Source organism: Chitinophaga sp. 180180018-3 (assembly GCF_037893185.1).
Classification (GTDB): domain Bacteria; phylum Bacteroidota; class Bacteroidia; order Chitinophagales; family Chitinophagaceae; genus Chitinophaga.
Window position 1 is genome coordinate 5,786,671 of record NZ_CP140772.1, and the last position, 26,801, is coordinate 5,813,471.

Consider the following 26,801-nt stretch of genomic DNA (forward strand, 5'->3'; position numbering starts at 1 on the left):
TAAAACCTTTTTTTATTCCTATAAAGAATAACAAATTAAATTTATGTTTAAACCCAAACTAAGTCTGTTACCGAAAATCGTGCTGAGAATAGAAAGCGATGACACCAATTTCACCCCAAATGAAAACATCCCGGTTGAATTTCATCACCTCTTTATCGCAGCAGCAGGCGCCTTCTTTACCCAGGATGATCACGCCACCATTCTTTGCCAAACCCTCAAATTAAACGAGTTCTCCCTCTGGACACATGAAATATTTGCTCTGGATCCCATCATGCTCATATCCAAACCATGCCGCGATATATTCGCGCTGCATTTCATGGCCAGCAGCAGTATCCGGGCCGAAACAAAAAAGAAAAATAAAGGCCCCTTCATGATGAACGGAAGAGAAGTAAACCTCTTCAAATTAAAGGGTATTACACATAAAACACCCCTCTACGATATAGAACACCTTTTTAGCTTTCACATCAACATTACACCCGAAGGGCTGGCGAAATTGGCGGAAAAACACCCTGAACTACAAATACTGGCAGGCAAGAAAATAGAACCAGGGAGTGGCCCCGTCAATGCTCAGCCTTATAAAATGAATCCTATCTGCCAGGATATCATCAACCGGATCTGTCAATGTAAACACGTGGAACAAGCCGGCATCGTCTACCTCAACAGATGCTGCCTTAACCTGTACATTAACTTCGCTAACCAGGACAAACAGGGCGTGCAGCCAATGAGAGTGTATTCAAAGGAAATCGAGACAGCATTGCCCGCAGCATTGGAATATCTCAGCACCAACCTGTCTGAAACATACTCCCTGGCTAAAATGGCGTATCTGCTCGATGTAAATGCCCAGGCACTGGAAGCTGCCTTCGAAAGTACCTATTTCATTACACCGGAAACATATCGGTGGTATTGTAAAATGGAATTTGCCTTTTTGAGCGCCGTAACATCAAATACCCCACCCGAAGATATTGCACAACAAATAGGTATGTCCGATCTAAACGAATTTATTGGTGCATTTAATGATTACTATAACTACTCTTTTTTTTCCCTTCGCAATGCCCAATGAAGGGATTTGATTGCACATAGGTTATAGATATGTTTGCTACGGAAGTATCAGACCCTTGGTGATTTCTTAGGTTGATACCCCGCGGGACCAATCCTGGTCCCGCTCCTTTTTTTCTTCTTTTTGCAGTCAGGGAAAGATTCCTTAAATTCCTTTGACAAAAGCAAGGATTATGGCATTCCAGCAACGCACCATCTTTATCACCGGCGCCAGCCGCGGCATCGGTAAAGCCATTGCTCTCCACCTGGCCGGCAAAGGCGCTAATATCATCATCGCCGCTAAAAGTGTTGAAGAAGATCCCCGCCTCGGCGGCACCATTTATTCCGCCGCCCGGGAAGTAGAAGCTGCCGGCGGTAAAGCCTTCCCCGTTCAGGTAGATATACGCGATGAAGAACAGATAGCCCGCGCCGTAGGAGAAGGAGCGGAAAAATTCGGCGGTATCGATGTGGTGATCAACAACGCCTCTGCCATCCAGCTCACCAACACCGAACAAACACCCGCCAAACGGTTCGATCTGATGCACGATATCAACGTACGTGGTACCTTCCTCGTTACCCAACACTGCATCCCCTGGCTGAAGAAAGGCCATAATCCACATATCCTCACCCTCTCCCCTCCCATCAATCTCGATGCTAAATGGCTCGGCCCCCACGTGGCCTACACCATCAGCAAATACAATATGAGCATGCTGGCTATCGGCTGGGCGGCCGAACTGGCCCCCTACCAGATCGCCTCCAACGCTCTCTGGCCTGCTACTACCATCGCCACTGCAGCTGTGAAAAACCTGCTGGGCGGAGATGCACTCATTAACCGGAGCCGCACTCCCGAAATCCTCGCTGATGCAGTGGAATATATCCTTCAGCAACCCGCTGCCTATTCAGGTCAGACCCTGATAGATGAAACGGTATTGCAGGCTGCCGGGATTACCAATTTCGATAAATACGCGGTGGTTCCGGGAGGCAAACTTCAAAAAGATCTATTTCTGTGATGAAATATCGCGTATACATCTCCCTATATGAAGGGCATAAGAGCCAGCAGTAGGCTGAGAAGGCTGCCGGTTCACGACACGAAATGAATACCTGCCCGATCCTGCGGTCATGATATAACGGCCATCCTTATAATTGTTGTCGATCGCCACCGGCTGCGCGTTTACGCTAACATCGGAAGTAGACTCGGCCGGGATATAGAAAGTAACATGTGTATTGGCAGGAATGGTTACTTCCATGGAAAAGATGTTGTCTTCTTTTTTCCAACTGGTACTGATCTCACCGTAGGGCGATAAATAACTGGCACGCGCCCACGTAATTTCTCCCACCACCTCCGGACGGATCACGATGTCGTGGAAAGCAGTACTGCCGGGCGCCTGCCTGATGCCTGCCAGCACGCTGTAAAACCATTCCATCAGGTGCCCCATCGCGAAGTGATTGTTGGAAGCATTATGGTATGCCTGCCAGGATTCCGTCAGTGCGGTGGCTCCCTTAGCCAATTGCATGCTGTACCCCGGCACCTCATCACTACTGTTCATATCGTATATTACATCCGAACGCCCTTCTTCGCTGAGTACGCGCAGCAGGTAACGATGACCAATATCGCCGGCCGTAAAGCTGTTGTTATGTTTGCGGATATCGGCCACTATATTTTCCACCACATCGGCTTTGCAGGATGGCTCCACCAGCTCCATGAATACCGACATGGCATTCGCAGTCTGACTACCAGTGGCGTATTGCCGGGTACTGTCGTTGAAGAATGCTTTGTTGTATGCCTGCTTCACTTCGGCTCCCAAAGACTGATACTGCTGCTCATCGTTTTTCCTGCCAAGTATGCCGGCTATTTTTGAGAGGATGCTGAGATCATAAAAGTACATAGCCGTTGCCGTTATACCCTTAGGTGTAAGCTGCGATTCTCCGGGGGAAGCGGCGCCTATATCATACCAATCGCCCAGCCCATAGAGCAGCAGGTGATGATCTGATTTTTTAGCAAGATAGTTAACATAGCGGGCCATCATCTCATAGCTCTCTTCCAGTACTGCCTTGTCGCCAAACCATTGGTACATATACCAGGGCAGTATAACGCTGCAGCTGCCCCATTCGGGAGAGTCGCGGAAGCCGTCTTCAAAGGGTACATATTCCGGTGCTATATCCGGTACGAGTCCTTCCGAAGTTTGTGCCGTGATCATATCCCTGACCACTTTCCGGCAAAGCGATGCTATATCGTAGTTATAGCGGATAGCGCTGCCCATCAGGTGGATTTGCTCCAGCCAGCCCAGTTTTTCGCGGTGCGGGCAGTCCGTGAACACGCTGGCGGTATTACTTCTTATGGCCCAGTCGATCAGTTTGAAGGTTCTATTGAACAATTCACTGGAGCAGCTGAACTGCCCCGTGGCCGGTGCGGCACTACGGGTATGCAAACCGTTGATCTGTTGTATCACCGGCAATCCGCCGGGGTTGGGCATTCCTGCCGGTACGGCGCCTTCCACCTGTATATAACGGAAACCATAGTACATAAACTGTGGCTGCCAGGATGCTTCGCTGCTATCTTTCAGTGTATAATTGAAATATACCGGAGTGCCTACGGCAGATTGATCTGCAAGGCCGTTTTCTTTGAGTAGTTCTGCGGGCATCAGCTTCACGGTGGCACCTTTTGTGCCTTTCAGGGTGATGGCCGGGATACCGGAGGCATTCTGGCCCATATCGTATACCCATACACCTGGCGTGGGTTGCGATACTTTCACCGGACTAAATGTGTCGAATATACGAAGCGGATAGGTGGTCTGTGCCAATAGCTGTGGTGGCCCATCAGTGACCAACGCATTTCTCCATGCTGAGTCGGAAAATCGGGGGCCGTCCCAGCCGCTTTGTTCCAGGTTGGCATTGTAGTCTTCCCCACCGTAAATACTGGAGAAGGTAACAGGCCCCGGGGCCGTTCTCCAGGAGGTATCGCTGACGATATTTTCGCTGCTGCCATCCTGGTATTGCAGGTACAGCCGGCAAATCATTTTCGGATAGCCATAGGCGGTAGTAAGCTTGCGGTATCGTTCGCCCGGTATGTAGTAGAAACCATTGCCCAGCATTACGCCCAGGGCATTGGCGCCTGGCTGCAGCTGCGGTGTTACATCAAATGTCACGTAAAGTGCATGCTGATCGTATTGAGTCCAGCCGGGATCCAGGAAATGATCGCCTGTTTTTTTACCGTTTATATGGAGATCAAACTGGCCCAGGCCGCAGATATACATCATCGCCTTCCGCAGTGGCTTGTTGATGCTGAATGATTTTCTCATCAATGGCAGCACATCTTTCCTGCCCCGGTATTTAGGATCGCTGTCGTTGGTGAGAGCCGGAACGATGCGCTCTTTCGCCGGCAGCTGCTCGTAGCCGATCCATTGTGCGTTTTGCCAGTCGCCCTGCGTAAAAAGTCCCGTTTCCCACTGTGCCGGCGCGCTCCATGCCGAAGGCCTGTTCTGCTGATCCCAGATCATCACCTTCCAGTAATAAACGGTAGCCGGGTGTAGGGCTTTTCCTTCGTACCTCACCTGTATCGACTGATCCGTGGCTACTTTCCGTGAATCCCAGATATTGCCTCTATTCTTCCGCAGCAGCGCCGGATCATCCGATACGATGATACGGTAGGCATTCTGCCTGATATTGGTTCCATTGCTGTTCAATTGCCAGCTGAGTGCAGGGGCCGTTGAATCGGTACCAACAGGGTTTTCCTGGTAGCCGCAACGCAGATGATGCAGTGTAAGCTGCGCTATAGCAGGAACAGACAGAACAAGCTGGAGTAACAATAACAGGGACTTCGCCATTATAAGTTGTTTACAATTCAACTATCGCTTTGATTACTTCGTTACGCGGATCGAGCCAGGAGCTAAAAACATTTTTCACATCCCCGAACCTTACGCGATGAGTAATATATCGTTCTGGTTTAACGAGACCATTCTTTATACAATGTACTACCTGTTCAAAATCGGCCCGGGTAGCGTTTCTGCTGCTCATCAGCGTGGTTTCTCTTTTGTGAAATTCCGGATGGGGGAACATCAGCAATTCCTTCTGCAGGCCTATCAGCACATATCTTCCGCCGTGCGCCAGGTAGAAGACGCCACTATTGATAGCTTTCTGGTTGCCGGTAGCATCTATTACCACCGTAGGCATATCGCCTCCGGTGATATGTTGCAGCTGTTCCTCTATATCAGTGCTCACTTTCACTATATGCGGAATTCCCAATACATTCCGTGCAAATTGCAGCCGTTGCTCATTCACATCGGCAGCAATCACTTCAGCACCGGCTATGCGGGCAAACTCCATCGCTGCCAGGCCTATAGGGCCGGCGCCCATTACCAGCACATATTCTCCCGGTTCCACACCTGCCCGGCTAACGCAATGAGCGCTTATCGCCAATGGCTCTACCAATGCCAGCTGGTCGGCAGTGAGCCCGTCGCCGTGTACCAGCAGCCGTTCCGGCACCTGCAGAAACTCTACCATGCCACCGTCTTTATGAACACCCAGCACCGCCACCCGTTCGCAGCAATTGGGTTTTCCCCGCCTGCAGGCAATACAGCTACCGCAGTTTTCATAGGGAATCACTGTCACCAGCTCTCCCGGCTGAAACCCGGCCACAGCATTTGCATCCACAATTTCCCCCGCCAGTTCGTGCCCTAATATCCGCGGATAGGTGAAGTAGGGTTGGGTGCCTTCAAAGGCATGAAGATCCGTGCCACAGATCCCGATCCTTCTTATCCTGATCAGCGCATAACCCGGCTCCGGCGAAGGCATCGCTGTTAGTCCGTATTCAAATGTGCCCGGTGTTGTGCAGATGAGCGTTTTCATTGTACTTAAATTTAAAAAAGAATTGCGAAATAGAACGAAGACCTTAGCGAAAGATAGTATCATCCTTCACTAAGGTCTTCAAGTTATTTCACAATTTCTGATCGCTATTTCTCTCCTTTTCAATCTCTCCGCTATTTCTTCTCTCTACCAACTCAACCTCACCTCCGTTCCTTCCGGGCTGTTTTCAAAACTCAGGTAGCAGGTATGCGATAAGGCATCCCAGGATGATTTTACATCAGCAATGCGGTTTCCCTGATGATCGGTAAGCTCGATGCGGGTAGGTTCTTTGGGTAGATATATCCGAACACTGTTGGTGGTATTCAATGGGCTTTTCGACAGGAACGCATATCCCCCCGGGCTTATCTTTTCGTTGTAGATACGGGAGGCGGAAGCTAGTACCTGCGGCTGTTTTCCAGGCATACGGCTCAGGTTGTAGAGCAGTGCCTGGTGCCCTGGTTCAACGGACTTTTCCGTCAGCACGGGTAACTCCGGATCAAACAGATCTATCACCGGCCCTTTGATAACATAAGGCGCGGCATCTGTATTTTCATCTATCACGGACACAATATCATAAGGCCCTCTTTTCACATACAGGGAGTTTTTAAATATCAGTTTGCCGGCCTTTGCATCCTGCTCGTATGCACGCTGCAGGGTGCCGGTGAATTCATTATCACCGTTGGCCTGCATCACAAATTCTTTAGGATCTCTGCGGATAATGTATACGGCTCCCTTTCCTACGCTGAACCTGTTGCTGGTTCCGGGCGTGATCTGCAATAGTTTGAACAAATGCCCGGATGGTGTGGCAAAATGGTTTCCCTTGGTATTCCACCACTCCATCACAGATTGATAGGGATCATCGTCTTTACCGCAGTAGATCAGCACGCCGCCTTTCTTTACCCAGTCGGCGATGTATTGATGCCCTTCAGCGGATAACGGTTTCATATTGGAATAACTCATCACCAGCACTTTTATATCTTTTAAAGTGGCCGGGTACGACAGGTTTTCCATATGCACCGTTTCTACCGGAACACCACGTTTTACAAGCGGCAGCGTTTGTCCGTAGAAGTTAGAGAACTGCGGATCTTCATAACCGTTATGAGTAGGGAAGCGCTGAAACATAAGAGAATTCCCCATCAGCACGCCAATTCCACCGGACCCTGATACTTTGTCTTTAGTAGCAGGCATATTATTCAGGGTATTTACCATTATCTGCATCTGCGTGGAATAAGTGCGTGGAATCAACACTTTCTCCCCGCTGTTAGCCAGTTTGTACGGATGTGTATAAATCCTTTCGGGCCAGGGCATTACCTCGTAATCCGCTACCGTCGGGTACAACAGCTTTGCAGTAAAGGTAGCCTGGTAATTCTGTTTGTAGTCGGCCCAGTCTCTTGGCCAGTCTTCGATCGGATCCGTGAGGAAATACATTTTTCGTTTAGTCGGCGCCGTCATAGATACCATGGAACCATATTCCAGGAAAGCGTTTTCAAACACGCGTTCTTTCTGCACACCGTTGAAAAAGGTGGCGGTTCTGGAGGTACCTGTCCACACCTGTGCGATGTAACCATCAATTCCCGGCAGCGAAGCCAGGCTGGCTTCCGGACTTACTATTTGCCAGGAAGAATAATTCACCAGCGAATGCGTGGCTATCAGCACTTTGATATCCTTCCCTTTGCTTTTGCCATATGCTTTGGCATATTCGGATACCTCTTTGATGGCATTGTAATACAGGTGGTACTTCAGCTTGCTGGAGAGATAGGTATTCTCAGGGCTTTCGTGCTGCGGACGCCAGGGGAAGCCATAATATTTCTGCCATTCTTTTTTAAATCCTTCGCTGTAACCCGCGCGGGCCCAGAATTCCGGCTCTTCAAAAAACAGGGTGGTAATACCGGCATCTATCACTTTTTTGGTAATAGCGGTTTTCATGTATTCCACGAAAGAAGCGCTGGGTACAATATAAGGCGTATTATGGTCATGCCAGATCGTATCGCCCTTCCGCTCTACCTGCCCGTCGCCAAGATGATTCTGCCCATCCCATTTGCCCAGGAAATAGTCCTGGTAGCCACCCCAGGCAATGCCCGTCATAAACTGCACATTATATCCGCGATCGCGCCAGCTTTGTATACGCTGTTCAAATGTCATTCCCGGGCGGTCGCCTGCACCATATACGATAGCTACATCAGACCTTACATCAATCTGCGGTATCCAGGGGCTACCGGTCTGGAAGGCGGTTTTCTCTTTCAATTCCTTTACCGGCGGATGCTCCTGTGCCTGAACTGTTGTAATAGCTGCTGCCAACAGCCATCCTGCTAAAATCCTTTTTTGCATAACGCGGAAATTATATTTAACGTGGAATAAATTACCTGTTCCCTTTCGGGAACAGGTAAACATACAACATTTATTTTGCAGGTACATTGACACTTTTCACTTCGTTATAATTGTACTGCTTCTGACCGAAATCCGTACGTGCACCTACGCGCAGGAAGTAAGTATAACCAGCCGGCAGTTTACCGGTGGTTTTTATAGTGACAGGCTGGCCCAGCTGCGCATTGGCGGCATTACCATTGTAGGTAATTCTTGTTGAATACCTGTTATCATAATTGTTATTACCGGTATACTGATTGGAATTCACAAAGAGGAACAGGTCGGTGATATTGTTCTGGAATGCCGGGTTCACCGTTCCGCGGGAGAACTTCACGGTAACGCTGACGGTGCTGTCGGCGTTCAGTACCGGATCGCCCACCCATTCTACTTTCAGTATCGGTGCTACCCAAAAGGTGGCGGTGGTCACACCCTGGATCTGCATGGTTTGCCTTCTGTCTACCAGAATATTACCGCTGTTATCTTTCTGCAGCAGCGGAACAAAGGGACCATCAACGGACACCCGGAAGTTTCCTTTGAAGATCTTGGTATTATTGAAGGTACCATCCTGCATGCCGTAAAAGTAAAAAGGCGTAGGGTTATCGCTCCAGCTGAGATCATCGAGCTGAATACGTATGCCCCCGCTGCCTACTTCGCATTGCATGGGCTTACCGGTAGTGGAATCGATCACGCTTCCCTTGAAGGTTTCGGAAGGGCCGTCGTAGTTATCCAGGTTCTTCTTACAAGCCTGACCAGCTGCCAGTGTCAACCCGGTGGCTATATACAAGAGTATCTTTTTCATGTGTTACTTATTTTATCGGTCAAACCGGATGTTTTAGTACCCTGGGTTCTGTACCAGGCTTGGACTCTTGGCGATGGCGCCATTAGGGATCTGCAGGTAATACCACCTTACATCGAACGAGAATGTTTTATTGCGTTCGTCGAGGCGGGTGTCTACGTAATACTTGTTGGCTTTGGCCACGTAAAACGGCATAGCTGCCCGGTAGATCGTCTGATTCTGTTCCAGGTCTGATATCCGCCATCTTCTTAAATCCCACCAGGTCTGGTTCTCAAACGCCAGTTCTTTACGTCTTTCCCGGCGCACAATGTTTACATTGTTCAGCTCTCCGGCACCATTGAGCTTCACTGCTCCGGCACGTTCCCTTACCTGGTTGATGCAGGTGTAGGCATCGTTCAGATACTGACTACCCTGGCCGGCGGAAGCCAGTTCGTATCCTGCTTCGGCACGGTTCAGCAGCACTTCGGCGTAACGCAGCTCTATCCAGGTTTGTGCAGAGTGGTTTTCCAGTACTTCTGATTTCGGCATTTTCTCGTTCAGATATTTACGGATAGAAAAGCCGGTCATAGCACAGGTATTATCGGAGGTATTAAACGGACCGCTTAACCCGGAGGCATTCATCTTGGTACCATTGGGCAGCGTATATACGATCTGGTTATTACCGCTGGGGCTCAGAAGCAGGCGCTTCAACTGAGGATTGGCATTCATATCCGCAGGCGATGCATTATACGCCAGCTTGGAACCCGGCGGCAAAAGCGGGGATATGCCACTGCCTATATCAGCGGTATCTATCCCGCGTCTTATCTCTATATTTTCTCCTTTAAACACATCTCCCGGCAGTATTACGGTAGCCCGCAGGCGAGGTTCTGCGTTGGCGTACAAATCCATGGTAGTATTGTAAAGAATATATTTTCCGGTGTTCGGGTCAATGGTCTGTAACCTGCCATTGGCATCTTTCGGAATACCATCAAACATTTCCACAAACTCTAATGTAGGATTGATTTCTGCGGAATATCCGTTAGCACCCATCGACTGGCGGGGTACGTTGTAGGAATCAAAACCATGCACCGATTCCGGATAGTGATATTGTTTTACCAGGATGTTTTCCGGGCTGGCGGCATCAAAAAACAGGTTCACGTAGTTGGTGTACTGTGCCTGGCGATCGGTGGCAGACCAGCTGTTTTTATACAGGCTGTATTTCCCATCCAGCAACATCGCGGCATCATAGGCTGCTTTGAAATAATCATTTGCCTTCGCAGCCGGAATACCACACAACTGGTTTTTGTTGTTATCGAACAACATGGTTTTGTTGTATTTGGCGATAGATCCTGCAAACAACATGGCTCTTGATTTGAAACCTGCAGCGGCATAACGGTTAGCACGGCCTACCTGGTTGGTTTCCGGCAGATATTTATACGCCAGATCCAGATCGCTGGCAATGGAGTCATATACCGCCTGCTCGGAGTAACGCGGTACCATCAGGCTATCCAGGCTGCGGGTGGGATCCAGCACAGTATTCACCACCGGCACACCGCCGTAACGTTTTACCAGTGCAAAGTAGGCAACGGCACGAACGAAACGCGCTTCGCCCATCCAGCCCTTGATTTGCGCATCGGTGAAATTGGCGGAGTATTTCGGTAATGTTTGCAGAAAATAATCTGTTTCACGGATCAGCGAATAGGCGGCAGACCAATAGTTGTTGGTCTCGCTGTTGTTGCCGATATCGCGACTGATACCTTCACCGGTGATGCAACTGAAGGGGCTGATGATCCAGAAAAAATTGAATCCTCTGGTAGGAGAAAAACGAAAATCTTCAATCGGCATTTCGCTGTAAATCCTGGCCATATAAGCCTGCACTCCGTTCGGAGATGCGAATATATCCTTGTCCTGCACGATATTCACCGGGGGCACATCCAGCTTCCGGCATCCTGCCATACAGCTGATCACGATCAGGAGTGTACTAAGTATTTTAAGTTTCATCTGTTTATATTTAATTGTTCAGAATGGTCAGATGGCGCTTAGAACCTGACATTTAAACCAACGGCATACTTCTTCATCAGCGGATACAGATAACCGTAAGTAGTACCATTACCATCCGTTTTCTGACCGGAAGGATGTTCCGGATCCACGAACTTCAACCCTGAAAAAGTCAGCAGGTCATAGCCGTTTGCAAATACCCGCAGGTTTTTGATGCCTACACGTGAATACAGGCGGGCCGGGATACTGTAGCCGATGTCAATCGATTTCAATCGCAGGTAAGACGCATCTTTCACATTGAACATAGAATTCTGATAAGGCAGCGTACCGGTGTAGGCATAGCTACCCTGCACCCATTTTACAGAAGGATCATAAGGATTGGCTTTAGGATCAACAGGATGCCATCTGTCGAGGAACTGACTGAGTGCATTGGCATTCGGATCGCCCCACATAGGTTCGTACAATTGTTCCATATAAGCAGTATTGCACAAGGTAGCACCCTGCCAGAGCATGTTCAGATCGATTCCTTTCCACGCTACATTCAGGTTGAGGCCGAAAGTGACCAACGGTACGTTGCTATCGGGGTTCCAGCCGTAAGCCACGGGATGTTTGTCGTTATCAGTGATCTGCCCGTCACCGTCCCAGTCCTGGTACATATAATCGCCCGGAAGTGTACCTCTGTCAACATACACCGGCGAATGCTGTATCTGATCCCAGGAGGTATAGCGGCCGGCAGCGCCGTAGCCAAAGAGGATATTGTTCCATCTGTTGTTTGGGTTATTCCTCCAGTCATCCCAGGGGTTACCGGCGCGGGCGCGCACTACGTTAATATTTTTCGTACGGGTGTAACCGAAAGTTCCTTTCACACCATAGGTAAATTCACCAACATGGTTGCGGTGGCTGATTTCCAGATCGATGCCCTGTGTGCGGTCGCTGTTGAGGTTTTCCTGTGGGAAGCCAACGCCCACTACATCCGGTACAGCGCCGGCGCGGGTGGCCAGCAGGCCGCTGCGATCACGGCGGAACACGTCCACAGTGAGCCCCAATAAACCCTGCCATGCTTCTATATCAATACCAAAGTCGAGGGATTTGGAAGTATACCAGGTGAAGTTGGAATTAACCAATCCTTTATTCTGTACACCGCCTACGAAAGTGCCATCGAATACGGAACCACCGGGGAGTGTATTGTTGTTGCCGCCGGCAGGATAAAAGTAGCCCTGGGTGAAGTTATTGGGCCAGCTGTCGCGGTCGTCTCCCAGTTTACCATAAGAGGCTCTTACTTTCAGGTTATTGATGAATTTTAAGGAAGATGAATTCTTCCAGAAGTTTTCATCTGAAATACGCCACCCGATGGAAGCGCCCGGGAAGAAGCCAAAGCGGTTACTGGGAGCGTTTTTGGAACTACCATCATAGCGGAAGCTGAACTCGGCGAGATACTTTCCTTCGAAAGCATAATTGAATTTACCTACCAACGCCTGGTAAGTGTATTTTCCGAGGTTGTTGTTACCGAGGTCCTGGCCCGCCTGCGTATTGAGGCTGTTACCTGCAAACAGCTGATCCAGCTGGAGGTTGAGATCCCTGGAGGCCCAGAAGTTATCGTTGTTGATATAGCTTTGTTCTCCCAGTATCAGGGCATTTACGGCGTGTTTACCGTCGAATACCTTGTCGTAGTTAGCAGATACCTGCATCAGCTGTATAGGCTTTTCATAGAATTCGCGCCGGATATTGTTGGCGGAATTCACGGTGTAGGCCTTATAGCTGGAAGAAGCTGCATCGTAAGTATACTGGTTATATTGCTGCACATATATTTTGTTGGAAGACGTGTTGTAGTCGTAGCTGAACATACCATTCAGTTTCAGGCCGTCGACCCCTGGTACCTGGTAATGCAGTGCGAGCGACGACTGCAGCCAGTTATTTTTATTGATCCTTCCGCCAGAAACATTGGAGTTGGAATAAGCAATAGGATTGGTACCATCCACTACGGTTTGGGCTAGATAGTTAGGATCATTATTGGCGTAGATAGGCTGAAGTGCCGATTGCCTCCATACGGAGCGGACGATCCAGATAGCGTCTGTTACAGGCTTGTTGGTTTGTCCTACAATATAGCTGGCATTCAGATCCATGGTGAGGTTCCTGGTGATCTTTGCACTCACGTTGCTGCGCAGGTTGTACCGGTTGTAGAACAGGTCGTTGCTGCGATACATACCGCCCTGGTACAGATATCCGAGACTGGCGTAGTAAGTGATCCTGTCTGTTCCCCCGCTAACGCCGATGTTATGCTGTGTTTGCGGTACTGAATTACTGATGGTGGCCTTGTACCAGTCGCTGCTGCTTTTGGTACCATCGATATAAGGCTTCATATCCGCATCTGAGAACGTCAGCGTTCCCCCGTTAGGGTTATGCATGGTCCGTTCGTTCCGCAGCATCATGTAATCGAGTGCGCTGGTAGATTTGGGCATATTGCTGGGCACCTGCCAGCCAACATCGCCGGTGTAGTTGATTTCAGCAGTGCCGGATTTTCCTTTTTTGGTAGTGATCAGTAATACGCCGTTGGCAGCGCGTACACCATAAACGGCAGCGGAAGCATCTTTCAGTACAGAAATGCTTTCTACATCCTGCGGATCTATTGCCGACATATTATCCCGTGGTACTCCGTCGATAATGATCAGGGGGCTTCCCAGGCCGCGGATATCGAAGGTGTTACTGAAGGCACCGGGTTCGCTGCTGTTCTGTATTACCCTTACGCCGGCCAGTTTACCCGTCAGCATATTCTGCAGGTTTTCGTTTCTTGTAGTAACGATTTCTTTTGAAGTAACCGCTGCTACAGCTCCGGTGAGTGTAGCTTTTTTCTGTGTACCGTAACCTACTACCACTACATCGGAGAGCGTGGAAAAGTCGGCCGGTAGTTTAATGGTAATGCTGGCCTGACCGGCGCCCACCATGTAAGATTGTGTTTTGAAACCGATAGAGCTGAATTTAAGCTCTTCCCCGTTATCGGCGGGGATAGTAAAATATCCGTTGACATCGGTGAAGGTGCCACCACTTTTTCCCTTGATGGTAACGTTGATGTTCGGCAGTGGTTTGCCGGCATCATCCACCACCCTTCCGGATACTTTTCTGGCCTGCGCCAGCGAAGTCATTGTACAGTAAAGCAATAAGGCCAGTGATAAGCATAGCCTTATCCCCCAATTCCGGGTAAGATGAGCGTTTAGATTTAAATTCATAGTTCGTGAAATTTTGTTTTACCAAATCGGAAAGCAAACTGCCTTCCCAACAAAAGCAAGAGGAGTTGACCGGGAGCTAAGCCCCGTCAACCGGATAATAACCATCTGTTCATCTGAGCATATTTAAATGTTATGGTGATATTGATTAAAGTGATAAAATCGTTATAGCAAAGCAGTACAAACATTCCAGTTGTCCATAAGTAACCTATAGCTGATAAAAACCAGGTGATGATATGACGGGGCGACAGCAGAACAATCATTTCGTGGAATGCCTGAAAGTAATGCGAATACACTGCCGTTCACCGTCTTTGCAGATGTGTCAATTCAGTAGAATAATGATATAGTTATCCTTGCGGCAACAATACTTATTGTATTGCCCGCAGGACATTCTTTATACAGGACACCTATCTTTTTCCTGTTACCACAGCCTTATACCTGCTTACTGCATTTTTTAAAGAAATAGTTTTTCAAATTGAATCATGCTCCTTATCTGTCTCCTGTAATATAAACGACAACGAACTGGTCTGAGGGGGATGACGACCACTTCTGTTGTTTTCTTGTCTTGTTCTTTTTCCGTGCTACTACCAGCTTTGCCCTTCCTTAATATTGACTACAAACCGGCTACATGGGGCAATGCCACTTTCCTTACTAATTTTTGGGGTGGAGTTAATTTATACGGTTGATAACTCCGGGGCCCTGATACTGCTATTGCCAATACTGGTTATTCCATTGTTCTTCCTGCGCAGGATGCAATTCACGTGAATCTGCTTTCATTCAATTCGGCACCATGGGAAAATCTGAACTGGAAGCGGGGGAAACAGTCCATTCCAGGCTTTTTGCAGGAAAACGGTTAAGCTGCTATGATGGTGTATTTCGGGCGACGCCATTACTAATCAACCGGCGCCAAACATGGATGAGCGTTACAGCCGCTTACGTGGAATTCCTTTATTTGTTTTGGTCGACAGCAATGTTATTTGTTTTCATACGCAATTGTTTCAATAAGTTGCTTTATCGATTTAGCTACTTAGAACAAATGTATTAATCTTTTTCTAAAAAACAGCTGTTTTCTAAAAAATTAAGAATAGGGAATAAAGAATGAAGAATGCCAGCGGAGATAGTAAACGCGAAGATCAACTTCGCTACTATCTCCGCTGGCATTCTTCATTCTTTATTCCCTATTCTTAATTCTCTACAGTTCTCTTATCCAGATATTTCTGAAGCTCAGAGGTTCGCTCTTATCACCGTGAGCCTGCAGTTTAATAGGGCAGGCGCCATGAGCCTGGCGGTACGCCGGGGCTCCGATATATTGCGTAGGTCCTTTCAGCTCTACATCGTTTTGTACAAGTACTCCGTTGAAGAATACGGTTACTTTAGCAGGCTTCGTCAGGGAACCATCGGCAGCGAATACGGGAGCAGTCCAAACTACATCGTAGGTCTGCCATTCTCCGGGTTTCAGCGTTGGGTTTGCCAGTGGCACAAATTGTTTGTAGATACTACCTGCCTGTCCGTTTGTATAGGTTTTATTTTTATAGGAATCCAGGATCTGCAGTTCATAGCCGGCATCTCCTTTTCCGGTGGAAGCCAGGAACAAACCACTGTTGCCACGGCCCTGGCCAGTTCCGGTAATATCAGATGGTACTCTCCATTCCAGGTGAAGCTGGTAATTGGTGAAGGTTCGTTTGGTTTCAATGTTGCCGGTATGTTTATTCACCGTAAGAATACCACTGCCAACAGTCCACTCCGCCGGCTTGTTCCGGTCATCAGCCATTACCCACTCTTCCAGGTTGTGGCCATCAAACAGGATAATTGCATCGGAAGGCGCATCCCCGCATTTCTTACCGGGCTGTACTTCCGGCGGTACCGGGCTGTATACCTCGGTATCTTCCGGTTTAGGTTTGTCCTGTGCCTGAGCAGCGCAAAAGCCTCCTGCCAGCAACATGGTAAATAAGAATTTTCTTTTCATTATCGATAGTTTTATGAGTATAAAATGTAACCGTTCTCACAATAATATACAAAATTGTATACTAGTGCAAGCATTTTTCCGTCAGCGGTTGTTAAGCTGGTAACATACAGTTAACACAAAAAACGATTCTTTGCGATTATTTTCTTTTACCAGACCATGCCTTCGTTTATATGAAATGGTTTTTTCTGTTGCTGTTACTGATCTGCACTATCAATACCTTCGCTACGCGCGACTCATTACAATTACAGCTGCGGGCAGCGGCCAAACTCAGCCAGCAGTCGCCCGATGCGGCTTTCCTCGCCCTTCGGAAACTACACGATCAGGCGGTGGCCGCCGGTAACGACCCTGGCGCCGGCAAATGCCTGCAGGAAATGGGCCGCGTTTGTTATACACTCGGTCACTACGCCAAATCACTCGAATATTACCATCAGGCTGCTAATATCTTCATCGCTGCTAAAGATAAAAACGCTGAAGCTGCCGTATTGAATGATATCGGTCAGCTGCAATACCGGAACATCAACCGGAAAGCAGCCAAACAGCAATACGACAAAGCCCTGCTGCTGTACCGCCAAACCGGCAACCAGGCCGGCATGGCCGCTACCTATGGCTATATCGGGCATCACTACGAAAAACAGCAGCAATACGACAGCGCTTACTTCTTCCAACAACTCGCCCTGACACATTATCAAAGCGTACATGATACCTTCGGCATGGCAGGGATATACGAAAATCTGGGGACTATTCACGAAGACCTCGAAAAATACGACACTGCCCTGGCCTGCTTCCGCAATGCCCTGCAATTGTACGACCTGCACCACGATCATATTGCCGGCATTGAAGTGATTAACAACATCGGGGATGTACTCCGGAAAACGGGCGACTACAAAAACAGCATGCCCTATTCGAAAGAGGCACTGACGCTGGCACAACGAACCAATAACAAATACCAGGAAGCGGCCGCCTGTAAAGATGTAGCCAAAACATTCAGCCTCATGGGTCGTCACGACAGTGCCTATTATTATATGGAACAAAGCCGCAAATGCCTGCTGGAAATATACTCAGCGCAAAATAGCCAGCAGATGAACTTCCTGCAGGCTCTCTACGATACCGGTAAAAAAAATGATGAGATCCTGCAGCTGGAAAACAGTCATAAAATAAACCTTATCATATATATAGCCACCGGCATTGTACTGGTGCTCCTGATTATACTTGCCCTGGTTACCATCTCCCGGCAAAAATTAAAAATCAGTCAGACGCAAACAGTCTCCGAGAGAAATGCAGAGATCAATCGCGTACAAAAAGCCCAGCTGGAGCTGAAAAGCCGGCAGCTCGCCACCCATACCCTCGACGTGATACAGCGCAACCAGTTCCTCGATGAACTGCGTACGACCCTTTCTCTTATGGTAAAAGACGACAAAAGGGATCAAAAAAAACAACTGCAGCAACTGGTGATGAAAATAAGCCAGAATGTCAATCACGAACAACAATGGAAAGAATTCACGGGCATCTTCGAACAGGTGCACCAGGTTTTCTTCGACAAGCTCAATACGCTGTATACGGATCTGACCAATAACGATATCCGCCTGCTTGCCCTCCATAAAATGAATATGGACTCCAAAGATATGGCCACCATTCTCGGTATTTCACCCGATAGTTTACGTGTAGCCAGGTACCGGCTGAGGAAGAAATTAAACATCCCCGAAGGAGATACATTAGGCGCCTTCGTACAGGGGTTGTAACCACATAACATTACGGTAATGTTCCGGTAACATTATGGTAATGGCGGATGGTGTAACAAACAAATTTCTAATTATCAATCACTTACAATCTGTTTGTATACGCTGATTACGCTTTGTTTACGGCCCTGTTAACGCTGTATACGTTTTGCTTACGCTTGTTTCTTGTAATTTTTTTGATGGAAAATCACATTTGCGATGCCATTCATCCAGAACATGAACTGCATCAAATTCATCAAAATGAAAACAATTCTACAAACATGGCTATGCCTGCTGCTGAGTGTGACCATCGCACAGGCTGCCAGCCTGAAAGGGCATGTGTACGATCAGAAAACCGGGGAGCCGCTGGTAGGCGTTACCATCCTCCTGCAACCTGCCAATATAGTGGCAGTAACCGGACTTGACGGATCATTTGAGTTTAAAAAAATTGAAACAGGGAAGTTTTCCCTCGTAATTTCCCATCTTACCTACAAGACATTAACACAACAGGTAACAGTTACGGAGAAAGATAACCCCCTCCTGAATGTTTACCTCAGTGAACGCAGTAGCAAAAATCTCAGTGAAGTGATAGTGGCCGCCAACCAGAAGGCTTCTTCCGAGAAAACTGCCAGGAAGCTGGAACAGCAATCGATCCAGGTGATGAACGTAGTATCCGGCCAGGCCATAGAAGTATCGCCCGACCTCACCGTTGCCAATGTGATACAAAGGGTTTCCGGCATTTCCATTGAACGCAGCAGCAACGGCGACGGCCAGTATGCGATCCTGCGGGGGATGGATAAACGTTACAACTATACGCTGATTAATGGGGTGAAGATCCCCAGTCCGGATAACAAATACCGCTACGTGCCACTGGATATCTTCCCTTCCGAACTGCTCGACCGGCTGGAAGTATACAAATCGCTCACGCCCAACATGGAAGGTGATGCCGTAGGTGGTGTAGTAAATATGGTCATGAAAGATGCGCCCGCCCGGTTTCAGCTTAACGCCAATCTCGCCACAGGTTACAGCCAGGGCGTACTGGATAAGGGCTTCACGGGCTTTGATGCCGGCGGTATTCGCAGCAAGTCGCCCTATGAAGCACATGGCCCACTTTATAACGCCACGCCTGCCGACTTTGCGTCCGGGACACTGAACTATCAGTCAAAAAACTTCGTGCCCAACGTAGTAGCCGGATTATCTATAGGCCAGCGTTTCTTCAACAACAAACTCGGTGTCATACTGGCAGGAAGCTTTCAGAATAACTACCGCTCTACCACCAGCACCTTATACAGCGCCTCTTCCGCAGAAACAGATAAAATATTTGTAGTTACCGACCAGCAGGAACGCCAGTACAGTGAGCGCCAGCAGCGCAGCGGTTTTCATGGCAAGGCAGATTATGCTTTCAATGAAAACAACAAGCTCTCCCTCTACAGCGCTTACATGAACCTGCTCAGCTTCCAGACCCGGGAAAGCGTATCCACCAGCTTTTCCAGCGATTATAAACCGGAAACCGGCGATGCAAAACTCAGCTATTCCAGCCGTTCCCGGAAAACCAATCAGCAGATCTACAACGCTACCCTGACAGGCGATCACAAGCTCGTTCCCGGCAAACTGAAACTGCATTGGGCAGCGGTGTTCTCTTCTGCAAGGAATGAAATACCGGACAATACTACGATTACACTGAATGGTGTGCGCAAGGCTAACGTCGACAGCCGTACGACAGTCGATAAAAACAACCGTCGCTGGGAACGCAATACCGATGATGATCTGGCCGGTTATCTCGATTTGACCTATAGTACACGGATTGCCGGCGCCAGGGTGGATTTCTCTGCGGGAGGCCTCTACCGCGATAAACAGCGCAGCGCCTTTTACAACAACTATGTGTTCAAACCACAAAATACCGGCGCGCTATACGGAAAGGACTTTACTGCCTATACTGATGTACAATGGGATATTCAGAACCCTAACGGCTCAGTAGCCAATGCACTCACTTACGATGCCTCCGAGAAAACAGCCGCCGGATACGGCATGTTCCGGCTGAAAACATCCGGCTGGGAAGTTACCGGAGGGGTGCGGGTAGAACATACCAACCAGGGCTATCATATGCTTTTTCCCCAGGGAGAAGACCGGCCCACCGGCAGCCAGGTATATACAGATGTATTGCCCAGCCTGAACCTGAAGTATGAGCTCACTCATCATCAGAACCTGCGTGGCTCTTACTTCCGCTCTCTCAACCGCCCCGGCTTTTTTGAAATTGTTCCGGGAAAAATTGTACAGGAAGAATATGTGGAACGCGGTAACCCTGATCTGAAGCGCGCTATCGCCGACAATCTCGATCTCCGATATGAACTCTTTCCCAATCATACCGATCAGTTGCTGGCAGGCATTTTCTACAAGCGGATACAAAACCCGATTGAAAATACCATCCAGGCAGATGCCGTTCGCGGACAGGACCAGTTCTACGCTCCCGGTAACTTTGGTAACGCCAACAACTACGGACTGGAAATAGACTATATCAAATTCTTTCATAAAATAGGGTTCAAAGCCAATTATACCTATACCCATTCCAGTATCACCACCTCCAAAAGTAAACGGATCAGGGACAACGACGGTAACCTGAAACTCATCTCCGTGGAACAGACCAGACCACTGTACGGCCAGTCCGAACATATCGGTAACCTGTCGTTCCTGTACAAAGACACCCGCAACGGCTGGGATGCCCAGTTGGCCGGCGCGTACACCGGCCCAAGGATCAATACCGTTTCCCAGTTCGCAGACAACGATTTCTGGCAGAAAGGCTTCATCCAAATGGATGTATCCGTGGAAAAAACTTTCAGAAACCGTATCAGTGTATATGCCAAAGCCGGTAACCTGCTGAACACGCCGGCGGTTATCTTCATCAAAGGAGCGAATACCAAAAACGCAGATATACCAGGACAGGGTAAAGTCAATGAAACACTGATCAGAAAAGATTATTACAAACAGACTTACCTCGTTGGTGTGCGTTACAAATTATAAACCTGATTAAAATATTCATCATGATAAACTATCAAAAATTATTACTGGCTTCGTTACTCGCCGTTGTTGTTTTCGCTGGTTGTAAGAAAGCCAACAGCGATGTGGTGATTACTCCCGAAGTAGTAGGCTCCGGTACTGTAAAAGGGGAAGTATCTGGTATATGGACAAGAGGAAGCGTTAAAAGGGTTTCCGGTGATATCATTATTCCGGAAGGGAAATCACTCACGATCGAAGAAGGCGTGCTGGTAATCATGGATACGCTTGCAAAACCTGAAGTGATCGTTAAAGGAAATCTTTATGTAACCGGCACTACCGATAACCCGGTACGGTTCACTATTGAAGAAAATCTCCGTACCGACAGCCGCAAATTCGGCAAGCTGTGGGGCGGTATACTTGCCGCACAATCCTGCTCAGAACTGCTGTTGGAAAATGCTATCGTGGAATATGGCGGTGGTACCACCACGGAGTCGTCCACCTCTGTAAAAATGGGGCTGTACAAGGCTACCAGCGGGGAAAACCTGCCTGCTTTATGGTATAGCAATGTAAACGGAAAACTGGTAGTGACCAACTGCATTTTCCGGAACTTCTTCGAAGATTGTACCTATATAGAAGGTGGCAAAATCATCTTCTCGAATAATAAATTTTATACTACCGGCCTTACCGGCGGGGAAGGTATCAATATCAAATCCGGTTGCATTGCCGACGTAGCTTATAACCTCTTCTACTCCAACAATACCAATGCACTGAAACTCTCTAACTCCGGCGACCGTACGCCGCAGGCTCACGTGATCGCTTATAACAATACCCTGCTGAATACAGGCTGGAGAAGGCCTACCGTTAAGGGCGGATCTGTATGGCTGGAAGCAACAGTATTTGCAGAACTTTATAATAACCTGTTTGCGAATACCAGGTTTGGAATTAAGAGAGATACCAAAAAGCCGGAAGATACCCGCTCCGTCATCAGCAACAACCTTTACTATGGCTACGATCAGCTGACAGTAGATCAGTTTCAGCCATCTAAGGATGTAGTGGCAGGAAAGAAAGATGTGATAGGTACAAAGGCCGGTGAAAACGATCCTAAGTTTGTCAGCTATCCGCTGAACACAGCTGTTTCCAGCCCGGATTTCAATACCGGCTGGGACTTTCACCTGCAGGCAGGCTCTCCTGCCCTCGGTGCAGGCATTACCACATTCACCCGTAACTTCGCCAATGGTGTACAGATAAACGGCACCACTTATACTTCTCCCGCTCCTTCTTCTTTCATCGGTGCATTTGGTACCCGTAATTAACAGATCTAACAGTAATGAGTAAACGTAATATCATATTATCCACAGCAGTTCCCGGACTGCTGTGGATATTCTCCTGCGCCACACCTACCGGTACATTAACAGCCGGGATACCAGCAAATATAACAGATACGACTACACGTAATGCTATTTACGATACCGTTACCCCTATCCGGCCGGTAGTGATCACCGAACCGGTGAAATTTGACTCGGATGATCCGGCTATCTGGGTGAACCCGAAAGATCCTTCTCAAAGCCTCATCATTGGTACCGACAAAGCCGCTGAAGGCGCCCTTTATGTATTCGATCTGCAGGGTAAGATCAGGCAGATCGTACCTCATCTGCAGCGCCCGAACAACGTGGATGTAGCGTATGGCCTTGTGCTGAACGGACGGCCTGTCGATTATGCCGTTACCACCGAGCGGTACACCCACAAGCTCCGTTTCTTTTCCCTGCCGGATATGCAGCCCATCGACGATGGCGGCATTCCTATATTTGAAGGCGAGCAGGGCAAACAATACCGCGATGGCATGGGCATTGCCATTTATACCAGCAAAACAGGACAACATTACGCCATCGTAGGCCGCAAAGACGGGCCACAGAATGGCAGTTACCTCTGGCAATACCTGCTCAGCGACAATGGCGCCGGGAAGATAAAAGCTACCCTCGTACGAAAATTCGGTTACTACAGCGGTAAAAAAGAAATAGAATCCATCGCAGTTGATAACGAGAACGGCTATATTTACTATTCTGATGAACAACATGGGGTGCGGCAATACTATGCCGACCCGGAAAAAGGTAACAAAGAATTAGCATTGTTTGCTACTACCGGGTTTACGGAAGATCACGAGGGAATATCCATTTATAAAACTACTCCTGATAAAGGATACCTCCTTGTTTCCGACCAGGGGGCCAATAAGTTTCATATCTTTAGCCGTTCCGGCACCAGCCACGCCCTGCTGAAAGTGATCAGGGTAAGCGCCGGTCATAGTGATGGTTCCGATATGGTAAACGTACCGTTGAATGAAACATTCCGCCACGGCCTTTTCGTAGTAATGAGCGACGACCGCACTTTTCATTACTACCGCTGGGAAGATATCAGCAAAGGCCTGGAACAAACGTCCGTAAAAAAATAGCTTTCTATATATGAAAACGCTCTTCATTGCATCCCTTTGCCTCAGCTGCATCTTCAGCGGTGTACAAGCACAGGAAGCCGCAAAGAAAAAAAATGTGCAACCCGCACTGATCCGCGGACCCTATCTGCAGGCAGCCGCCAGCAACAGCATCGTTATCCGCTGGCGCACCGACGTTTCCGCCCGCAGCCGCGTAAGGTTCGGCACCACGCCCGATAAACTGGATCAGCAGTCCGACGACGCCACCCTGGTGACAGAGCACAAAGTAAAACTCAACGGCCTGCAGCCCGGCACCCGCTACTACTATGCCATCGGCGGATTCAAAGATGTGCTGCAGGGCGACAGCAGCAACTACTTCATGACGCTGCCGGAAGCAGGTAAAACCGGCCTATACAGGATAGCCGCCCTCGGCGACTGTGGCGACAACTCCGTTAACCAGCGCCAGGTAAAAGAACAACTGCTCAAATACCTCGGCAATAACTACCTGCAGGCCTGGATACTCCTGGGCGATAATGCTTATCCCGACGGCACCGATGCAGAGTTCCAGACGAAGTTCTTCAACGTTTATAAAGACGACCTGCTGAAAAAATTCCCGCTGTTCCCGGCGCCGGGCAATCATGATTATCATGATACCGACCTGTCGGCCAAATACGCACAGGAAACGCATCAGACGTCTTATTACCAAAACTTCACCATGCCTGCTGAAGGCGAATCAGGCGGCCTGCCTTCACATACCCAGGCGTTCTATTCGTTCGACATCGGCAATGTGCATTTCCTGTCACTCGACAGCTACGGCAAAGAAGACAGTGCCTACCGTCTTTACGATACCCTGGGGCCGCAGGTAAGATGGATCAGGGAAGACCTGGCCGCCAACAAAAACAAAGGCTGGGTGATTGCTTACTGGCACCATCCGCCCTATACCATGGGATCGCACAACTCCGACGAAGAAGATGAGCTGATAAAGATTCGTGAGAACTTCATACAGGTACTTGAGCGCAACGGAGTAGACCTCGTATTGAATGGCCACAGTCATAACTATGAAAGATCCAGGCTGATGAAAGGCCACTATGGCATGTCGGCTACTTTTGATCCGGCCCGCCACAATCTCAGTAATTCCTCCGGCCGCTACGATGGCAGCCAGAATGCTGCACCCTATGTAAAAGACAGTATCCGCAATGCGGGAACGGTATATGTGGTAAGCGGCTCCGCCGGTAAACTGGGTGGTAAGCAAACACCATACCCGCATAAGGCCATGTATTTTGCAGATGCAGACCACGGCGGATCCAGCCTGCTGGAGATACAGGACAACCGCCTCGACCTGAAATGGATCTGCGCCGATGGTACTATCCGCGATCAGTTTACTATGATGAAGAATGTGGGCAAACAGCACGACATCCATATTAAAAAGGGCGAATCGGCCACGCTTACGGCTTCTTATGTTGGCAGTTATAAATGGAACAACAGCCGGGAAACCTCCCGCAGCATTGAGGTGAAACCCACTGCTGCTGTTACAAAATACACCGTAACTGATCCTTACAATCAGGTAAAAGATACCTTCACCGTGCATGTATCGAAATAAGCTGCTATGGTGCCTGTTTGTGCTTGCCGCCGTTGCTGCTGCATGGGGATTTAAACAGGCAGGGCAAAATATTGGTGTGGAAAACACACTGGCCATTTTCAGGGAAGGCGCAGCTGATTTTGCCAGCGCCTCCCTGGAACTGGAAAAATGTGTACGGGGTATAGACAGCCGGCAGCCAGCCACCATCGATAGTGCCAAAGCAGCGTTGCGGAGATGCCGCCTTCAATACAAACGAATCGAATTTTTCCTCGACTATTTTTTCTACAGCTCTTCCCTTGCTTTCAACCGGCCGGCAAAAACGGAAATTGAAGAACCGTATATGGAATACGATGCCCCGGTAGGTTTGCAGCAAATCGCGGTATTGTTGTTTGACGAAGAGCCCTTCTCTCAAAAGCAGGCATTGCTGGAACAGGCAACAGTGGTCAGTTCCACGGCCACCGATCTGGCCTCGCTGCTATATGGCTTCAATACGACCGATAAAGCTATCCTGGAAAGCGTGCGACTGGAACTGGTACGGCTATACGCTAAAGGTATTACAGGATTCGACGCTCCTGAGTTAAAAAGCAGTATTCCTGAAACGGCGCAGTCGCTCCAAACGCTCCGGGATGTGCTACAGCCCTGGCTGCGCATCTCATCTCCCGAAAGCAAAATGGTAAGCAACTACCTGAACCAGTGTATTGTATACCTGCGGCAGCACCCCGATTTCGATAGCTTCGACCGCCTCACCTTCCTCTCCGAGTATGCGTTACCGTTACAAACCGGTTTGGGGCAATTAATCCGTACGCTACATCTCGAACAACATACCCGGAGCGCGCTGAACTACGATGCACCGCACCTTTTCAGTAACAACGCTTTAAACCCCGCCGCTTTCGCTGACGGTGTTGTTGTTACCCCGGCCCTGAAAAAACTGGGCAAACGGCTCTTCTTTGAAAATGCGCTTTCGGGTAATAATAACCGTAACTGCGCTACCTGCCACCAGCCAGAAAAATATTTCAGCGACGGCCTTCGTACCAGTCTTGCCCTGGATGAAAAGCATTATGTGCGCAGAAACGCGCCCAGCCTGTATTACGCCGGCTTTCAATACGCGCAGTTCTGGGATGGCCGCGCCGGCAACCTGCACAAACAGATACTGGAGGTGATCAGTAATCCGGAAGAAATGAACGGCATACACGCCGTTGTTATCCGCCGGCTTAAAGACAGCAGTACTTACCAGCTGGCCTTCCGGGAAGCTTTTCCGGAAGATACCAACGCCATCAGCATGCCCCACCTCGCCACCGCCATAGCTGCCTGGCTCCGGACACTGGCCCCTATGAACAGCCCGCTGGACGCCTATTTCGCAGGTAACAAAAACGCCCTGACGCCTGCGCAAAAACGAGGCTTCAATCTCTTCATGGGTAAGGCACAATGCGCCACCTGCCATTTTGCACCTTTATTCAATGGTCTTACACCTCCGCTATACCAGTTCACTGAATTCGAAAACCTTGGTGTTCCCCTGCACAACAATCTTCAGGCCCCTGTATCCGACACGGATCACGGCCGGTTCGGATTCTTCCCTGTCAAATACTATCAGCGGGCATTTAAAACGCCCACAGTACGGAATGCAGCTGTTACCGCCCCTTACATGCACAACGGCATTTTTCCTGATCTGGAAACAGTCATGAAATTCTACAATGAAGGCGGAGGAAATGGTCTGGGCCTGAAAGACCCGTATCAGACGTTGTCGCCGGCGAAGCTGCATCTGACGGATGAGGAGATCAGGGAGGTGGTTGATTTTATGCGGGGACTAACGGATAAGAGAATTACGAATTAAGAATTACGAATTACGGATCAGAGCGAAGACCTAAGCGGATAATAGCATTTAAGTTATTC

At 48.8% G+C, this 26,801-nt stretch carries 15 protein-coding genes; 8 read left to right on the forward strand and 7 right to left on the reverse strand.

Annotated features, from left to right (window positions below; all coding sequences use genetic code 11):
* Positions 1-43: 43 nt before the first annotated feature.
* Complete coding sequence (locus UNH61_RS22480; protein ID WP_326994255.1) at positions 44-1,060, forward strand: hypothetical protein; 1,017 nt, start codon at positions 44-46, stop codon at positions 1,058-1,060.
* Positions 1,061-1,229: 169 nt separating this feature from the next.
* Positions 1,230-2,045, forward strand: a complete 816-nt coding sequence (locus UNH61_RS22485) for an NAD(P)-dependent oxidoreductase (protein WP_326994256.1) — start codon at positions 1,230-1,232, stop codon at positions 2,043-2,045.
* On the opposite strand, the gene UNH61_RS22490 is transcribed toward UNH61_RS22485, so the two are convergent.
* The 7 genes from UNH61_RS22490 to UNH61_RS22520 form a co-directional block, all read right to left on the reverse strand.
* The gene (locus tag UNH61_RS22490; protein WP_326994257.1) at positions 2,034-4,859 is read right to left on the reverse strand and encodes a family 78 glycoside hydrolase catalytic domain; all 2,826 of its coding nucleotides are present in this window, start codon (positions 4,857-4,859) and stop codon (positions 2,034-2,036) included. The two genes, UNH61_RS22485 and UNH61_RS22490, sit on opposite strands and share 12 nt — an antisense overlap.
* A gap of 10 nt (positions 4,860-4,869) precedes the next feature.
* Positions 4,870-5,880 (reverse strand): zinc-binding alcohol dehydrogenase family protein, encoded by a 1,011-nt coding sequence (locus UNH61_RS22495; protein WP_326994258.1) that lies wholly within the window; start codon positions 5,878-5,880, stop codon positions 4,870-4,872.
* A gap of 144 nt (positions 5,881-6,024) precedes the next feature.
* Positions 6,025-8,205: a hypothetical protein gene (locus UNH61_RS22500; RefSeq protein ID WP_326994259.1), complete on the reverse strand. Its 2,181-nt coding sequence runs from the start codon at positions 8,203-8,205 to the stop codon at positions 6,025-6,027.
* A gap of 70 nt (positions 8,206-8,275) precedes the next feature.
* On the reverse strand, positions 8,276-9,040 hold the full coding sequence (locus tag UNH61_RS22505) for a DUF3823 domain-containing protein (protein ID WP_326994260.1): 765 nt from the start codon (positions 9,038-9,040) through the stop codon (positions 8,276-8,278).
* Between the two features lie 33 nt (positions 9,041-9,073).
* A complete protein-coding gene (locus tag UNH61_RS22510) occupies positions 9,074-11,017 on the reverse strand; it encodes a RagB/SusD family nutrient uptake outer membrane protein (protein WP_326994261.1) in 1,944 nt (647 codons plus the stop codon).
* Positions 11,018-11,055: 38 nt separating this feature from the next.
* Positions 11,056-14,238 (reverse strand): TonB-dependent receptor, encoded by a 3,183-nt coding sequence (locus UNH61_RS22515; RefSeq protein WP_326994262.1) that lies wholly within the window; start codon positions 14,236-14,238, stop codon positions 11,056-11,058.
* A 1,189-nt stretch (positions 14,239-15,427) separates the two neighbouring features.
* Positions 15,428-16,201, reverse strand: a complete 774-nt coding sequence (locus tag UNH61_RS22520; RefSeq protein WP_326994263.1) for a DUF1080 domain-containing protein — start codon at positions 16,199-16,201, stop codon at positions 15,428-15,430.
* 170 nt (positions 16,202-16,371) lie between these two features.
* Here UNH61_RS22520 and UNH61_RS22525 point away from each other — a divergent pair, with 170 nt between their 5' ends.
* From UNH61_RS22525 to UNH61_RS22550, 6 genes are all read left to right on the forward strand, one after another.
* Positions 16,372-17,940: a tetratricopeptide repeat protein gene (locus UNH61_RS22525; RefSeq protein ID WP_326994264.1), complete on the forward strand. Its 1,569-nt coding sequence runs from the start codon at positions 16,372-16,374 to the stop codon at positions 17,938-17,940.
* Between the two features lie 237 nt (positions 17,941-18,177).
* Positions 18,178-20,934, forward strand: coding sequence for a TonB-dependent receptor (locus UNH61_RS22530; protein ID WP_326994265.1), 2,757 nt, complete (start codon positions 18,178-18,180; stop codon positions 20,932-20,934).
* 20 nt (positions 20,935-20,954) lie between these two features.
* Positions 20,955-22,223 carry a right-handed parallel beta-helix repeat-containing protein gene (locus UNH61_RS22535; RefSeq protein WP_326994266.1) on the forward strand — a complete coding sequence of 423 codons (1,269 nt, stop codon included), beginning with the start codon at positions 20,955-20,957 and terminating at the stop codon, positions 22,221-22,223.
* Positions 22,224-22,237: 14 nt separating this feature from the next.
* Positions 22,238-23,356: a phytase gene (locus tag UNH61_RS22540; RefSeq protein WP_326994267.1), complete on the forward strand. Its 1,119-nt coding sequence runs from the start codon at positions 22,238-22,240 to the stop codon at positions 23,354-23,356.
* Between the two features lie 10 nt (positions 23,357-23,366).
* A complete protein-coding gene (locus tag UNH61_RS22545) occupies positions 23,367-24,932 on the forward strand; it encodes a metallophosphoesterase family protein (protein WP_326994268.1) in 1,566 nt (521 codons plus the stop codon).
* The gene (locus tag UNH61_RS22550; protein ID WP_326994269.1) at positions 24,919-26,742 is read left to right on the forward strand and encodes a cytochrome c peroxidase; all 1,824 of its coding nucleotides are present in this window, start codon (positions 24,919-24,921) and stop codon (positions 26,740-26,742) included. The genes UNH61_RS22545 and UNH61_RS22550 overlap by 14 nt, the downstream gene beginning before the upstream one ends.
* Positions 26,743-26,801: the final 59 nt, after the last annotated feature.